Source organism: Pseudorhodoplanes sp. (assembly GCA_032027085.1).
Classification (GTDB): Bacteria; Pseudomonadota; Alphaproteobacteria; order Rhizobiales; family Xanthobacteraceae; genus Pseudorhodoplanes.
The window spans coordinates 2,922,965-2,938,404 of record JAVSMS010000001.1 but is presented as its reverse complement, the minus strand read 5'-3'; the positions used below and the strand labels follow the sequence as shown (position 1 = coordinate 2,938,404).

The 15,440-nt window shown below is 62.3% G+C and carries 14 protein-coding genes; 11 read left to right on the top strand and 3 right to left on the bottom strand.

All coding sequences use genetic code 11. The features are described 5' to 3' along the window. Nucleotides 1-159: 159 nt before the first annotated feature. From RO009_14100 to RO009_14050, 11 genes are all read left to right on the top strand, one after another. Nucleotides 160-1,416, top strand: a complete 1,257-nt coding sequence (locus RO009_14100; protein ID MDT3686164.1) for a cyclopropane-fatty-acyl-phospholipid synthase family protein — start codon at nt 160-162, stop codon at nt 1,414-1,416. A gap of 230 nt (nt 1,417-1,646) precedes the next feature. Beyond that, nucleotides 1,647-3,143 (top strand): replicative DNA helicase, encoded by a 1,497-nt coding sequence (locus tag RO009_14095; GenBank protein MDT3686163.1) that lies wholly within the window; start codon nt 1,647-1,649, stop codon nt 3,141-3,143. Between the two features lie 75 nt (nt 3,144-3,218). Further along, complete coding sequence (alr, locus tag RO009_14090; GenBank protein MDT3686162.1) at nt 3,219-4,382, top strand: alanine racemase; 1,164 nt, start codon at nt 3,219-3,221, stop codon at nt 4,380-4,382. Between the two features lie 44 nt (nt 4,383-4,426). Beyond that, nucleotides 4,427-5,845 carry a DNA repair protein RadA gene (radA, locus tag RO009_14085; protein MDT3686161.1) on the top strand — a complete coding sequence of 473 codons (1,419 nt, stop codon included), beginning with the start codon at nt 4,427-4,429 and terminating at the stop codon, nt 5,843-5,845. Between the two features lie 177 nt (nt 5,846-6,022). Beyond that, entirely contained in the window at nt 6,023-6,694 is a 672-nt protein-coding gene (locus tag RO009_14080) for a CvpA family protein (GenBank protein MDT3686160.1), read from the top strand. A 30-nt stretch (nt 6,695-6,724) separates the two neighbouring features. Beyond that, nucleotides 6,725-8,212 (top strand): amidophosphoribosyltransferase, encoded by a 1,488-nt coding sequence (gene purF / locus RO009_14075; protein MDT3686159.1) that lies wholly within the window; start codon nt 6,725-6,727, stop codon nt 8,210-8,212. A 150-nt stretch (nt 8,213-8,362) separates the two neighbouring features. Continuing rightward, nucleotides 8,363-9,199 carry an electron transfer flavoprotein subunit beta/FixA family protein gene (locus tag RO009_14070; GenBank protein MDT3686158.1) on the top strand — a complete coding sequence of 279 codons (837 nt, stop codon included), beginning with the start codon at nt 8,363-8,365 and terminating at the stop codon, nt 9,197-9,199. Continuing rightward, nucleotides 9,196-10,260: an electron transfer flavoprotein subunit alpha/FixB family protein gene (locus tag RO009_14065; protein ID MDT3686157.1), complete on the top strand. Its 1,065-nt coding sequence runs from the start codon at nt 9,196-9,198 to the stop codon at nt 10,258-10,260. The genes RO009_14070 and RO009_14065 overlap by 4 nt, the downstream gene beginning before the upstream one ends. A gap of 12 nt (nt 10,261-10,272) precedes the next feature. Next, complete coding sequence (locus RO009_14060) at nt 10,273-11,571, top strand: FAD-dependent monooxygenase (GenBank protein ID MDT3686156.1); 1,299 nt, start codon at nt 10,273-10,275, stop codon at nt 11,569-11,571. Beyond that, nucleotides 11,568-11,858, top strand: coding sequence for a ferredoxin family protein (locus RO009_14055; GenBank protein ID MDT3686155.1), 291 nt, complete (start codon nt 11,568-11,570; stop codon nt 11,856-11,858). Before RO009_14060 ends, RO009_14055 begins: the two co-directional genes overlap by 4 nt. Before the next feature lie 204 nt (nt 11,859-12,062). Continuing rightward, nucleotides 12,063-12,809 carry an SDR family NAD(P)-dependent oxidoreductase gene (locus RO009_14050; GenBank protein MDT3686154.1) on the top strand — a complete coding sequence of 249 codons (747 nt, stop codon included), beginning with the start codon at nt 12,063-12,065 and terminating at the stop codon, nt 12,807-12,809. Between the two features lie 8 nt (nt 12,810-12,817). Here RO009_14050 and der read toward each other — a convergent pair whose 3' ends face one another. From der to RO009_14035, 3 genes are read right to left on the bottom strand one after another with little or no spacing between them, the layout of a single operon-like run. Further along, on the bottom strand, nt 12,818-14,185 hold the full coding sequence (der, locus tag RO009_14045) for a ribosome biogenesis GTPase Der (protein MDT3686153.1): 1,368 nt from the start codon (nt 14,183-14,185) through the stop codon (nt 12,818-12,820). 57 nt (nt 14,186-14,242) lie between these two features. After that, nucleotides 14,243-14,743 (bottom strand): hypothetical protein, encoded by a 501-nt coding sequence (locus RO009_14040; GenBank protein ID MDT3686152.1) that lies wholly within the window; start codon nt 14,741-14,743, stop codon nt 14,243-14,245. Beyond that, entirely contained in the window at nt 14,740-15,393 is a 654-nt protein-coding gene (locus RO009_14035; GenBank protein ID MDT3686151.1) for a tetratricopeptide repeat protein, read from the bottom strand. The genes RO009_14040 and RO009_14035 overlap by 4 nt, the downstream gene beginning before the upstream one ends. Nucleotides 15,394-15,440: the final 47 nt, after the last annotated feature.

Sequence of the window (15,440 nt, the reverse complement as noted above, 5' to 3'; positions counted from 1 at the left end):
GATGTCCCCTGCCTCATTGCCGGTTCCGTTAGACTTTGTTCTAATATGTTCTTGGGTCCAGATTTTCTTTAGCGAGCCTGCTGGCAAGCCAAAGATTGGCGCCGCTCCAGCCGGTTCAAAGCTGTCCGTGGGACGGCAAAGCGCCAAGGGAGGCGGCCGGTGGAGCGGTTGCTTCAAACAGCACTGGCACGCTTTATCCGCAGCGGCAACCTGCGGATCACCACCGCCAACGGAAATTCATTCCTGTTTGGAGATGGCAGCGGACCACCCGTTGATGTCCGATTGACGTCCCGCCGGGCCATGTACGGAATTCTCCTCGACCCCGAGCTGCGGCTGGGGGAAGCCTATATGGATGGCGGCCTTGTGATCGAACAGGGATCGCTCGCGGACCTGCTGAGTGTTCTTCTTACCCAGGATCGCAGCGGCAAGCCGCCCTATTTCGCCCGACCGCAATGGCAGTTGCGCTACCTGACGCGCCGCCTGGCGCAACTGAACCGGCGCCGCCGCTCGCGGCGCAATGTCGCGCACCATTACGATCTCGACGGGCGGCTGTACTCCCTCTTCCTGGATGCCGACCAGCAATATAGCTGCGCCTATTTCGAGAATGGGGAACAGTCCCTGGACGATGCCCAATTGGCCAAGAAACGTCACCTTGCGGCAAAGCTGCTGATTGAACCGGGACAGACGGTCCTTGATATCGGCTGCGGCTGGGGTGGGTTGTCCCTGTATCTTGCAGAATATCTTCGCGCGAAAGTCACCGGCATCACCCTGTCGGAAGAACAGCATAAGAGGGCGGTCACGCGGGCGCATGAAAAGAGGTTATCCGGATCTGCAAAGTTCCTGCTGCAGGACTACCGCGACGCCAATGGCCCCTATGACCGGATCGTGTCGGTCGGCATGTTCGAACATGTCGGCGTCGGATATTACGATGCCTTCTTCCGTAAAGCGGCAGGATTGCTGGCCGACGGCGGCGTCATGGTTCTGCACTCGATCGGCCGGTCCGAGGGACCCAATGTCACCAATCCCTGGATCGCAAAGTATATTTTTCCCGGCGGCTATATTCCGGCCTTGTCGGAGGTTCTGCCGACCATTGAGCGCTCTGGCCTTCTGGTCACCGACATCGAAATCCTCCGTCTGCATTATGCCGAAACCTTGAAGGCCTGGCGCGAACGCTTCCTCGCACATGCCGGCGACATCAAGCGGATTTACGACGAGTATTTCCTGCGTATGTGGGAATTCTACCTGGCGGCATCGGAAATGGCCTTCCGCGAACAGAACATGATGGTATTCCAGATCCAGCTTGCTAAACGGCAGGATGTGGTGCCTCTCACGCGCGACTACCTCCTTCGGGAGGAACAGCGATTGCGGGCGCTGGAAGGCCACAGCCGCCAGCCCTTGCGGATTGCCGGCGAGTGAAGGCCGCCACGCGTGCTCAATGGCTCAGGTCAAGAAATTTCTGTGCAGCGGTCCCAAGCTTTTCACGCGCTGTGAATCGCGGCGAGAATTGCAAATAAGATCGCGCTTTTCGGACGGCGGTGTTAAAGCTCGATCAAGGTCGAAGGCAGTGAGTTGCGTGCGATGTATCCGTTACGCGTCGTCATTTCGACTCATAAAACAAGACTAAGACCAAAGAAGCTATTCGATCTATGGCTGCTCAAGACTCGTCCGTCCGCAAGCTCGCCGAGCTTGCACCGACCTATCGCATTGCGCCGCACAATATCGAAGCGGAGCAGGCGCTTCTTGGTGCCATTCTAGTCAACAACGAGGCTTTCTATCGGGTGTCAGATTTTCTTGAACCGCGTCACTTCTTCGAGTCGGTTCATCAAAAAATCTATGAAATCACCGCGAGCCTGATCCGCGCCGGCAAGGTCGCGAGCCCGGTGACGCTCAAGACTTTTTTGCCGGCGGATGCAGATATTGGCGGTCTGACGGTGAGCCAATATCTCGCGCGGCTCGCCGCCGAGGCGACAACCGTCATCAACGCCGCCGATTACGGCCGCACGATCTACGATCTGGCGCTGCGTCGTTCGCTGATTCTGATCGGCGAGGATCTCGTCAACGAAGCCTATGACGCACCAGTTGATTCTTCGCCCACCAAGCAGATCGAGGAAGCGGAGAAGAAACTGTATGAAGTTGCTGAAACCGGCCGTTACGAAGGCGGCTTTCAGCGTTTCGCGCAGGCGCTTACCACCGCGGTCGACATGGCCGCCAATGCCTATGCACGCGACGGCGGATTGTCGGGACTGGCGACCGGCCTGAGAGACCTCGACAGCAAGATGGGCGGATTGCAGCCGTCCGACCTCATCATCGTGGCCGGCCGCCCGGGCATGGGCAAGACCTCGCTCGCAACCAACATCGCCTACAACGTCGCCCGCGCGTGGCAAGGCGAAGTGCGGCCCGACGGGCATATGAGCACGGTGAACGGCGGCATCGTCGGCTTCTTCTCGCTCGAAATGTCGGCCGAGCAGCTCGCGACCCGTATCATTTCCGAACGGACAGGAATCACGTCTAGCACAATCCGGCGCGGTTCAATTACCGAACAGGATTTCGAGCTGATCAAGGATACCTCCATCGAACTGCAGAACCTGCCCTTTTATGTCGACGAAACCGGCGGCCTGTCGATTGCAGCGCTCGCCGCGCGCGCGCGTCGTCTCAAACGGCAGCGTGGCCTTGATCTGATCGTGGTCGACTATATTCAACTGCTGCAAGGCTCTTCGAAACGCGCCTCGGAAGGACGCGTGCAGGAAGTCACCGAGATCACCACTGGTCTGAAGGCGCTGGCGAAGGAACTGAACGTGCCGATCATGGCGCTGTCGCAATTGTCTCGTCAGGTGGAAAGCCGCGACGACAAGCGCCCGCAGCTCTCGGACCTGCGTGAATCTGGCTCGATCGAGCAGGACGCCGACGTCGTGATGTTCGTGTATCGCGAGGAATATTATCTGAGTAACAAGGAGCCGCGGCCGGGCACCGACGAGCACGCCAAGTGGCAGATCGAAATGGACGCCGCGCACGGCAAGGCGGAAATCATCATCGGCAAGCAGCGCCATGGCCCGACCGGCACGGTGCAGGTCCAGTTCGACGCCAACATCACCCGCTTCGGCGATCTGGCGCAGGAAAGTCATCTCCCCGCACGGTACGATTAAGCCTGCCAATCGCTCCGGCCAGTTGCTGAAAGCCGGCGATCCCGGCTACATGGCGGAGAATCATCGGCTCCGATCATGTCCGCGCAAGAAGCAGCCCCTGAACAGACGACGTTTGCCTATGGTCCGCCCGCCGCGGAGGCAGGCGGCATCCTGACGGTCGACTTGGGAGCGATCGAGGCGAACTGGAAGAAACTGCGCGGCATGGCCATCCCGACCGAATGTGCCGCCGTGGTCAAGGCCGACGCTTATGGCTGCGGGCTCGAGCCGGTCACCGCCCTCCTCTATCATGCCGGCTGCACTACCTTCTTTGTTGCCGATCTGGCCGAAGGCAAGCGCGTGCGCCGGATCGCACCGGACGCCGTCGTCTATATTCTCGGCGGTCTGCCGCCGGGCACGGCGCCGGTTTTTGCCGAGCACGCCCTACGCCCTGTTATCGGTTCTTCGGCCGAGCTCGCCGAATGGGACAGCTTCGTCTCCGCGTCGAACTGGCATGGCGGTATCGCCCTGCATGTCGACACCGGCATGAACCGGCTCGGTGTGACCATCGAGGAAGCAACGGCGTTGGCGCCGCGGATCAAGGCGGAAAATCACGGCATCATGCTGTTGATGAGCCATTTCGTAGCCTCCGAAATCCACGAGCATCCACGGAACAACGAGCAAATGCTCGCCTTTCGAGAAATTCGCAGCCTCTATCGTGGTGTCCCGGCATCTATTTCAAATTCTTCTGGCATATTTCTCGGCTCTTCCGCCCATCTTGATCTCATTCGTCCCGGCGTCTCGCTCTACGGCGTCAATCCGACGCCCGGCAAACCCAATCCCATGCGCTCGGTGGTGCACTTGGATGCACGCATTATCCTCACGCGGGAGGTCGCTTTCGGTGACACGGTCGGCTACGACGCTAACTGGACCGCGCGCCGCCCCTCGCGCATCGCCATCGTCGCCATTGGCTACGCCGATGGTTATTTCCGCATGGCGAGTGGCACCGACCTGAAGCAGGGCGGCGTTGTGCTGGTCGCCGGCCGCCGCTGCCCCATCGTCGGGCTTATCTCGATGGATCTGATGGCGGTGGACATAACCGACCTGCCCGGAAGCGCGGTGCGACGCGGCGATTATGTAACTCTGATCGGCGAAGGCTTTGATGTCGACGCACTGGCGGAGCAGTTCGACACCAATGGCTATGAAGTGCTCACCAGTCTTGGGCGGCGGTATGCCCGTATTTACAAGAGCACGGGCGGCTGACTTTCGCCGTTGACTTCGCTGCCCGACACCGTCTCGATACCAGCATGAGTCGCCGGGCCCTGACCTTCATCTGCCAGAATTGCGGTGCCGCCTATGGCCGCTGGCAGGGCAAATGCGAGGCCTGCGGCGAATGGAACACCATCGCTGAAGAGCAATCGGGTTCGCCGACACAGCCGCGCGGGCCCGGCAAGGCTCCGGGCAAAGGCCGTCCGTTTCAGTTGCAGTCGCTCGCCGGCGATGCGCAGGACGCGCCGCGATTGGCCACGGGCCTCAGCGAATTCGATCGCGTGACGGGCGGCGGGCTGGTGCGGGGTTCGGTGCTTCTTGTCGGCGGCGATCCCGGCATCGGCAAGTCGACGTTGCTTATTCAGGCCGCAGCCGCGCTGGCGCGGCTTGGTCATCGCTCGGTTTACATCTCCGGCGAAGAAGCGGTCGCGCAAGTCAGGCTGCGCGCCGAGCGATTGAAGCTCGGCGACGCCAAGGTCGAGCTCGCCTCTGAGACTTCGGTTGAAGATATCATTGCAACACTGTCCACCGGCGGCGTGCCGCGCCTTGTGGTGATCGATTCCATCCAGACCATGTGGACGGACACGGTCGAGTCCGCGCCCGGCACCGTGACGCAGGTGCGCGCCTCGGCGCAATCGCTGATCCGCTTCGCGAAGAAGTGCGGCGCCGCCGTCATCCTAGTCGGTCATGTCACCAAGGACGGGCAGATCGCCGGCCCCCGCGTCGTCGAGCACATGGTCGACGCAGTGCTCTCCTTCGAAGGCGAAGGCTCACATCAATTCCGCATCATGCGCGCGGTGAAGAACCGCTTCGGCGCTACCGACGAGATCGGCGTGTTTGAAATGACCGGGCTCGGCCTGCGCGAGGTCACAAATCCATCCGAGCTGTTTCTGTCCGAACGCGATCTTGGCAGTCCCGGCACTGCTGTCTTCGCTGGCATCGAAGGCACACGCCCCGTCCTCGTCGAAATCCAGGCGCTGGTCGCTCCCACCACGCTTGGCACGCCGCGCCGCGCTGTGGTGGGCTGGGACCAGAGCCGGCTGTCCATGGTCATCGCAGTGCTGGAAGCGCATTGCGGCGTGAGGCTTGCCAGTCACGATGTCTATCTGAATGTTGCAGGCGGGCTGCGCATTCAGGAGCCGGCCGCCGATCTCGCGGTGGCCGCGGCATTGGTGTCATCGCTGGTGAACGCCCCGCTGCCGCCGGACGCGGTCTTTTTCGGCGAGGTATCCCTGTCAGGAGCCATACGCCCCGTCTCTCAGACGTCGGCGAGGGTCAAGGAAGCCGCCAAGCTTGGCTTCACCCGCGCCTTCCTGCCGGAGTCAGCGCAGACGGAGGCCCCCTCCGAAAGCCGGTTCACGCTCAACAGCAACAGCAGCCTGGTGAATCTGGTTTCGGACATTGCCGCACGCGGCAAAGGTGCGAAACGGCCCACCCCGGCTATGCAGGACGATTAGGCCATTCACAAAGCGTCTGTGGCGCAAATCACCCATTCGCCGCGCTACAGTGCCGCCCCCAGGGGAACCGTGCGACAAGACGGGTGACGGAGGATTTGGAGGCGGTTATACAGGCCCGCCCGCCTGGTCCGGCCCTTTCGGGGCGCTCATTCGGGCCTACCGCCACAAAGATTGCCAATGCCGATCACTCTGCTCGACATCATCCTGCTCGCCGTGATGCTGATTTCGGGGCTCCTGGCCATGATCCGGGGCTTTATGCGGGAAATCCTGTCGATTGCGGCCTGGATCGCGGCGGCGCTGGCGACCTTGTATTTCTTCAATCGCCTGGTCCCTTACGCCCAGCAATATTTCAACAACGATATCGTGGCGAAGGCGGCCGTCATCGGCGGCGTCTTCCTCGGCACACTGTTGATCGTGTCGATCATCACCGTACGCATCTCGGACATGATTCTCGACAGCCGAATCGGCGCTCTCGACCGCACTTTGGGCTTTCTGTTCGGGCTGGCCCGCGGCCTTATCATCGTGGTCGTCGCCTTCCTGTTCTTCGACTGGCTGGTCCCGCAAAAGTCCCAGCCGACCTGGGTGACCGGCGCGAAGTCGCGGGTTGTGCTTGCAAGTACAGGGGATTGGCTTAAGTCCATGTTGCCGGATGACCCAGAAAGCACCATCTTGAAGCGGCTGAAAAGGCCCGCAAGCGAGGAGCCGGAATCGCCCGTGGCGACCCCGGGTCAACGTTCCGATATGGGACCAAGCCGCGTCCCCGCCCGGACCACCGGGGAAGGCTATGAGCGTTCCGACCGCGCCGGGATGCAGCAACTGATCGAGACACGGACCGCCCCCACGCGTTGACGGGTGGCGACAGGAGAGCTGGACGAGGCGATGACCGCAGCCACCACCGATTCCCCTCTCCCGCACCATGATGTCGACCTGAATGCCGACCGGCTCCGCGAAGAATGCGGCGTGTTCGGCATTTTCGGCCATCCCGATTCCGCCGCCATTACGGCGCTGGGCCTGCATGCACTCCAGCATCGTGGCCAGGAAGCGGCCGGCATCGTGTCTTTCGACGGCCAGCGCTTCCATTCAGAACGCCGCCTCGGCCTTGTCGGCGACACGTTTTCCGACCGCGCCGTCATCGATCGCCTGCCCGGCATGTCGGCGATGGGCCATGTCCGCTATTCCACGACCGGCGAGACGCTGTTGCGCAACGTGCAACCGCTTTTCGCCGAACTCGATCCCTTCGGTTTCGCCATCGGCCATAACGGCAACCTGACCAATGGCCTCACGCTGCGGCGCGAACTCGTGCGTGAAGGCGCGATCATGCAGTCCACCACCGACACGGAGGTGATGCTGCATCTCGTCGCCCGTTCGCACAAACCGCGCTTCGTCGATCGCTTCATTGACGGCCTTCGCGCCCTCGAGGGCGCGTATTCATTTGTCGGTCTGACCAACAAGAAGCTGGTTGGCGCGCGAGATCCGCTCGGCATCCGCCCGCTGGTGCTCGGCACGCTCGACGGTTGCCCAATCCTGGCGTCGGAAACCTGCGCGCTCGATATCATTGGCGCAAAATATGTGCGTGACATCGAGAACGGCGAAGTCATCATCTTCGACGACAAGGGCACGCAAAGCCACAAGCCCTTTCCGCCGATGCCGCCGCGCCCCTGCATCTTCGAGTACATCTATTTCGCGCGTCCGGATTCCATCCTCGGCGGCCGCTCGATCTACGAAGTGCGCAAGACCATGGGCGCGCAGCTTGCTGCGGAATCGCCTGCCGATGCCGACGTCATCGTGCCCGTTCCGGATTCAGGCGTGCCGGCGGCGCTCGGCTATGCGCAGGCCTGCGGCATCCCCTTCGACCTCGGCATCATCCGCAATCACTATGTCGGCCGCACCTTCATCGAGCCGACGCAACAGATCCGTGCGCTTGGCGTGCGGCTCAAGCACAGCGCCAACCGCTCGGCCGTGAAGGGAAAGCGCATTGTGCTGATCGATGACTCGATCGTGCGCGGCACGACCTCGGTCAAGATTGTGCAGATGATGCGGGATGCCGGCGCCAAGGAAGTGCATTTCCGCATCGCCTCTCCGCCAATTACTCATCCGGATTATTACGGCATCGACACGCCCGAACGGGACAAACTGCTGGCGGCCACGCACAGCCTCGAAGACATGCGCAAATTCATCGGCGCGGATTCTCTCGCCTTCCTGTCGGTTGAAGGCATCTACCAGGCAATGGGGGTCGGGCCGCGCGATCCGGCTCGCCCGCAATTCACCGATCATTGCTTCACCGGCGACTACCCGACGCCGCTTACCGACCGGAGCCTGACGGCGCATACGCCCCGACAGCTGTCCCTGCTCGCCGAAGCGAGCTGAGCCCTCCCCCCAGACCTCCAGATCCCCGTTGTTGCCGCGGCTCCCGGGCCGGCCGCCGCGGCTTGTCCAAAGTCAAGCGGCGGCGGCTCCAGGTCGGTTACAAAACTAAAGTATTAATACGCAAAGACGTACCAATTTACGGAATTGTCGATGCACGTTGTCGTCTGCATCAAACAGGTGCCCGATTCCAGCCAGATCCGGGTGCATCCGGTCACAAATACCATCATGCGTCAGGGCGTGCCGGCAGTGATCAATCCGCACGACCTGGTCGCCCTGGAAGAGGCGCTCCGGCTGAAGGACCGTCTGAACGCGCGGGTGACCGTGCTCAGCATGGGCCCGAAGATGGCGGCCGACGCACTGAAAAAGTGCATCGCCTATGGCGCCGACGAAGCGATCCTGATCACAGACTCAGTCTTCGCCGGCTCGGATACGCTCGCAACCTCCTTCGCCCTTGCCTCAACCATCCGCCGCATCGGTCAGGATCATTCCGTCGACATGGTGTTCTGCGGCAAACAGACCATCGACGGCGATACTGCCCAGGTCGGCCCAGGCATCGCGCGACGCCTCGGCTTCGAGCAACTGACCTATGTGGCGCGCATAGAGAAGATTGATCCCGCGGCGCGCGAGATCGTCGTGCATCGCCGCGCCGAAGGCGGCGTGCAAGTGCTGCAGTCGCGGCTGCCCTGCCTCATCACCATGATCGAGGGAAGCAACACGCTGCGCTTCGCCAGCATGGACGACATGTTTCGTGCGGCGCGCTACGACGTCATCGAGTGGAACCATAAGGCGGCCGGCATCGAAGCGCCGGAGCGCTGCGGCCTGAAGGGCTCGCCGACTGCGGTCAAGAAGGTTTTTGCGCCGCCGCAACGTTCCACGAAGGCCGAGATGATTGACGCGACCAAGGCAACGCCGTGTGAGGCCGCTGACACATTGCTGGCAAAACTGTTCGCCTCGCACCCTGCGCTTGAAAAGGAGATGGTGCGATGAGCGCGAAAACATCGCAGACCGCTCCGCACGGCCTTGAAGACTGGAGAGGCGTTTGGGTCAATGTCGAGCTCGAACGTGGACGGGTGCATCCGGTCTCCTGGGAGTTACTCGGCGAAGGCCGCAAGCTTGCCGACCAGCTTGGCGTCGCGCTTTCCGCCGTCGTCATCGGTGCGGATGATTCAGCCACCGATGCGGCCTGCGCCGAAGCGGCGTTTTACGGCGCCGATTCCGTTTACGTCGTCCGCCACCCGGTGCTCGCGCATTACCGTACCGACCCTTACACCAAAGCCCTTACCCAGCTCGTTGGACGCTACAAGCCGGAAATCTTGCTGCTTGGCGCGACGACGCTCGGACGCGATCTCGCCGGCGCGGTCGCGACCACGCTCGCAACCGGTCTCACCGCCGACTGCACCGAGTTGCGCATCGACAGCGAGACCCGCAGCCTTGCCGCGACCCGTCCGACCTTCGGCGGTTCGCTCCTGTGCACCATCCATACGCTGAACTGCCGACCACAAATGGCTACGGTGCGCCCGCGCGTGATGGCGATGCCTGCGCGCGACACGCAACGCACCGGCCAAGTGATCCAGGAAACCGTCGCACTCTCGGAAGACGACATCGCGACCAAGATTCTGACCTTCATCCCGGATGCTGCCGCCGAAGAGGCGCAACTTGCTTATGCCGATATCGTGGTCGCCGGTGGCCGCGGCCTCGGCGGCCCCGCAAATTTCCAGCACGTCAAGGAACTCGCCCGCCTGCTCGGCGGCGACTATGGCGGCTCGCGTCCGGTGGCGCAGGCCGGATGGATCGGCCTCGACCGCCAGATCGGACAGACCGGCAAGACGATCAGACCCAAGCTCTATATCGCGGCGGGCATTTCCGGCGCCGTGCAGCACCGCGTCGGCGTCGAGGGCGCCGACGTGATCGTCGCGATCAACAGCGATCCGAACGCGCCGATCTTCGGCTTTGCCACCTACGGAATCGTCGGCGATGCCGTGCGGATCCTGCCAGCACTCACCGAGGCGCTGCGTGCGCGTCTCCCCACCCGCGCTGAGGCCATCTAGGAGAGAGACGGAATGCCCAAGAAATTCGATGCCATCGTCGTCGGCGCCGGGCCCTCCGGCAATGTCGCCGCCTATCTGCTCGCCAAGGGCGGCATGAAGGTGCTGCAGCTCGAACGCGGCGAGTATCCCGGTTCGAAGAATGTGCAGGGCGCGATCATGTATGCCGAGGCGCTGGAAGCGGTGATTCCGAATTGTCGCCGCCAGGCGCCGCTGGAGCGCGCCATCGTCGAGCAGCGTATGTGGATGATGGACGACCGTTCGTATGTCGGCTCGCATTACCGCAGCGCGATCGACACCGGCGAGAAGCCGAACCGCTACACCATTATCCGCGCCAATTTCGACAAATGGCTCTCCAAGAAGGTGCGCGACGCAGGCGCACTTCTGATCTGCGAGACCACGGTGGTCGAGCTTCTGAAGAAAGGCAACCGCGTGATCGGCGTGCGCACCGATCGGCAGGGCGGCGAAATCCACGCCGACGTCGTGGTGCTGGCGGACGGCGTCAACTCGCTCGTCGCCACAAAGACGGGCTTGCGTCCGCCGGTCAAGGCGCAGGACGTGGCGCTCGCCGTCAAGGAAATGCATTTCCTGCCGCGCGAACAGATCGAGCAGCGCTTCAACATTTCCGGCGACGACGGCGTGGTGATCGAGATGTTCGGCAAGATCACCAAGGGCATGGTGGGCACCGGCTTTCTCTACACCAACAAGGACTCGATCTCGCTTGGCATCGGTTGCATGGTCGAGGATTTTAAGAAAGCGGGCGTCAGCCCCAACCAGTTACTCGAGGACATGAAGCAACATCCGGCAGTGAAGCCGCTGATTGCCGGCTCGGAGATCAAGGAATATTCCGCCCATCTCATTCCCGAGGGCGGGTACAACGCCATACCGACGGTGCATGGCGAGGGCTGGGTAATCTGCGGGGATTCCGGCGGCTTCGTGAATTCGGTGCACCGCGAAGGCTCCAATCTCGCGATGACCACCGGACGCTTCGCCGCCGAAACCATTCTGAATCTGCGCGCAGAAGGCAAGGACTTCACGGCCACCAATCTGCATGCCTACCGGGCCGCGCTAGAGGACTCCTTCGTCATGAAGGACCTGAAGAAATATCGCGACATGCCAGGCATCCTGCATCACAACCGGCAGTTCCTGACCACCTATCCGGAATTGCTGACGCGCGCCGCCGATACCTTCCTCAAGGTTGACGGCGTGGACAAGCGCACCAAGGAAAAAACCATCAAGCGCGAATTCATCACCCGCCGCTCGCGGTTCGGGCTGGTCGGCGACGCCATCAAACTGGTGAGGGCATTCCGATGACAATGCAAGTTGAGCAAAAGCTGTTCGAAAACCGCTACCGAATTGATGAAGGGCGCGGTCATATTGCAATCAAGGAAACCGACATCTGCCGCGATCAATGCACGACGAAAGCCTGCACGTGGTGCTGCCCGGCGGGATGCTACGGCACCGACGAGAACGGCATGGTCGTGCTTTCGACCGACGGCTGCCTTGAATGCGGAACCTGCCGCCTCCTGTGCGACCAGTTCGACAATATCGAGTGGTCCTATCCGCGCGGCGGCTACGGGGTGCTGTACAAGTTCGGCTGACAAGCGTGAACCGTCGCGCCCGGGTCCGCTGCGCCCCCGCATTACAGGCTGAATGCACAATTGTCGCCGGTCCAGCGGACTGGGCGGGAGGGGCCCTTGTAGCCAATTTTCTAACAATGCGGCCGGCAAAGCGCAGGGTTTGTGTTTCGGGAATGTGTCGACTATGCATTGCCCCTCACAGGTCCTTTCTTTGGCGGAAGCAATTTGAGTAACCCCCTCTCCGGCCGTATCGCCCTTGTCACCGGCGCCTCGCGCGGGATCGGCCGCGCCACGGCGCTGGCCCTTGCCAAATCCGGCGCGCATATCGTCGCAATTGCGCGCACCGTCGGCGGGCTGGAAGAGCTCGACGACGAGATCAAAGCAGCCGGCGGCTCGGCGACGCTGGTTCCGCTCGACATGAAAGATAGCGACGGGATTGCCCGGCTCAGCGCAGCGCTGCAAGAGCGTTATGGCAAGCTCGACATTCTGGTCGGTAATGCCGGCATTCTCGGCGTCCTGTCGCCGCTTTCGCATGTGGAGCCAAAAGTCTGGGACGACGTGTTGGCAGTGAATGTCACCGCCAACTGGCATCTGATCCGCTGGATGGAGCCGTTGCTGAAGCTCTCTGACGCCGGCCGCGCAGTATTCGTTACCTCTGCGCTTGCTTGGTACGGCCGCGCCTACTGGGCACCCTACGCCGTTTCCAAATCCGCCTTGAATGCCATGGTCCAATCGTGGGCGGCTGAGACCGTTTCGACGAACCTAAAGGTTAATCTGATCTCGCCCGGCCTCGTCGGCACGCGTCTGTTAAAGCAGGCTTTTCCGGGACGCGATTCCGAGGAATTTGAATCGCCGGATCAGATTGCTGAGAAAATCGTTGAGCTCTGCCTGCCAAGCCTGCAGGAGACCGGTTTGCTCTATTCCTATCTGGACAAGCGCTTTCTCAAGCTGGGCGAACCTACCGACGTCTAAAGGACACGTCAGGTTCTCTTCTTTCTGTCTGCATACGGATTCGCCTTTTCACGCAAGGTCAGGCGGATCGGCGTTCCGGGCAGATCGAATGTCTCGCGCAGGCCGTTTATCAAATAGCGGGTATAGGATTCCGGCACCGCATCGGCGCGCGTGCAGAACACGACAAAGCTTGGCGGGCGGGACTTTGCCTGCGTGATGTAATTGAGACGCAGACGCCGCCCGGAAACGGCGGGCGGTGGATTGGCCGAGGTCGCCTCTTCGAACCAACGATTGAGCGCCGATGTCGGCACGCGCTTGTTCCACACCGCATGCGCATCGATCACTGCCTGCATTAGGCGATCGAGCCCTTCGCCGGTGAGGCCGGACACTGCGACCACCGGCACGCCCTTTACCTGCGGCAGCCAGTGGTCGGCTTCGGCGCGCAATTTGTTGAAGGCATGGCGACCGGTTTCCTTCAGGTCCCATTTGTTCATGCCGATGACCAGCGCGCGGCCTTCCCGTTCGACCAAGTCGGCAATGCGCAGATCCTGTTCCTCGAAATCCTGGCCCGAATCCATGAGCAGCACGACGACGTCGGCGAAACGAATGGCGTTGAGGGCATCCGCGACCGACAGCTTTTCAAGCTTCTCGTCGATCCGCGATTTCCGACGCATACCGGCGGTATCGTAGATTTTGAACTTGCGGCCGTGCCAATCGAGATCGACGGAAATGGCATCGCGGGTAATGCCCGCCTCGGGTCCGGTCAGCAGCCGTTCTTCGCCCAGCAATCTGTTCACCAGCGTGGACTTGCCGGCATTGGGGCGTCCGACCACCGCCACGCGGATGGGCCGCGTCGACTCGTCTGCTTCTTCATCGTCATCCGCGGGGATGCGTTCGGTGTGTTCCGGCAATGCCGCGCGCAAGGCGTCGTAGAGATCCGACATGCCTTCGCCGTGCTCTGCGGAAATCGCCACCGGCTCGCCAAAGCCGAGCGCGTAGGATTCCAGCGCCCCAGCCTCGCCGCCTTTGCCCTCGCTCTTGTTGGCGACAAGAATGGATGGCTTGCCCGACTTGCGGATCAGATCGGCAAAGACGCGATCGACCGGCAGCAGACCCGCGCGCGCATCGACCAGGAAGAAGACGGCGTCCGCATCGGCAATAGCCGCCTTGGTCTGCTCCACCATGCGACCTGCCAGCGACGCCGCGCTCGCCTCCTCCAGTCCGGGCGTATCAATCACGGTGAAAGACAGATCGCCGAGACGCGCCTCGCCTTCGCGGCGGTCGCGCGTGACGCCGGGCATGTCGTCGACCAGAGCCAGCCGCCGGCCGACCAGCCGGTTGAACAAGGTCGATTTGCCGACATTGGGCCGGCCGATGATCGCAACAGTGAAGGTCATGCGGCGCGAGACTTTGCAGCGGAAGCCGTCAGACTGCTTCGCGCGAAGAAGAGGATATCAGCGGGTGAAAGTACCCGGCGCCGGGGCGGAGGGCCATGGTGACGGCTGCGTCGGCTGCTGTTGCGGCGCCGGCCAGGGCGAGGTCTGCTGTTGCTGCGGTTGCTGTGGCTGCGCCGGCTCGGGCTGCGGCTCCTGCCGCGGCTGCTGACGAACTGTCCGCTGCACCTTGGGTTTCGGCTTGGGTTTTGGCTTTTCCTCGGCCTGCTGCTGTTCCGCCGGCTGCTGCTGCGCCTGCGGATCAGCAGGAGCACCCGTCTGACCGGGCGCGGTCTGGCCTTGCACCTGCTGGTTGCCGCGCATCAGTTCGGGCGGCACCCCCTGCGTGACACCGGGCACGCCCTCCGGAAACAGCAGTTTACGCTCGCCGGGCAGCGGCTTCTTCGAATCCGGGATGAGATCGGCCATCTGCTCGCACGCGCCCAGCCCAAAGCCGGCCGCGGCCAGAAACGCCATGGCCACGCAACGGTGCAATGAGCGCGCTCGACGCATCAGCATCATCCTTTGGCTTCGCTGGTCAGCGCCAGCAGCGCCTCCATGCGCTGACGCATGCCGGCCGGGCTTTCGGCGTCGTTGATGATCAGATCGGACCAGCGCTTGGCGTCCGCCATGTTGCCGGCACGCCAAGCCGACAGCGCCAGCAATTCGCGCGCAGAATGACGGAAGGCGCGCTGTGGACCGGTCAGCGGCTCGAGCCGCTGCTTCATGTCATCGAAGGATGCTGTGTCCACCAGAATGAAGCCCGCGCGCAAGGCCGCAAGGTCCTGGAAACTGCCGCCAACCGAGGTATCGGCCGCCACGGAATCGAAGATCGCGATCGCCGATTTCGGATCGCTCTGCGTGAGTGCGGCTGCCTGCCGCAAGCGAGCCATGGTCCGATAGGTCGCCGTACCCGCCGTCTCGGCAACCTTGGCAAATGCCGCTTCTGCTTCGGCGTGCTTGCCGGCGTCGGCAAGCACCAGCGCCGCCTCGAACCGGGCACTGTCCTCGGCCGCCCTTCGCGTCTGCCAGTACTCGTAGCCGCGCCAGCCGCCGATGCCGACCACAATTAGCAGCGCCAGACCGATCACATAGGGCCCGAAGCGATCCCACAGCTTTTTCAGCCGCTCGCGCCGGATATCTTCATCTACTTCGTGAAAAATGTCGGCCAATGTCAGTCCCCGGCAGATGTGTGGAACGCCCCTCCCCAGAACGGGGC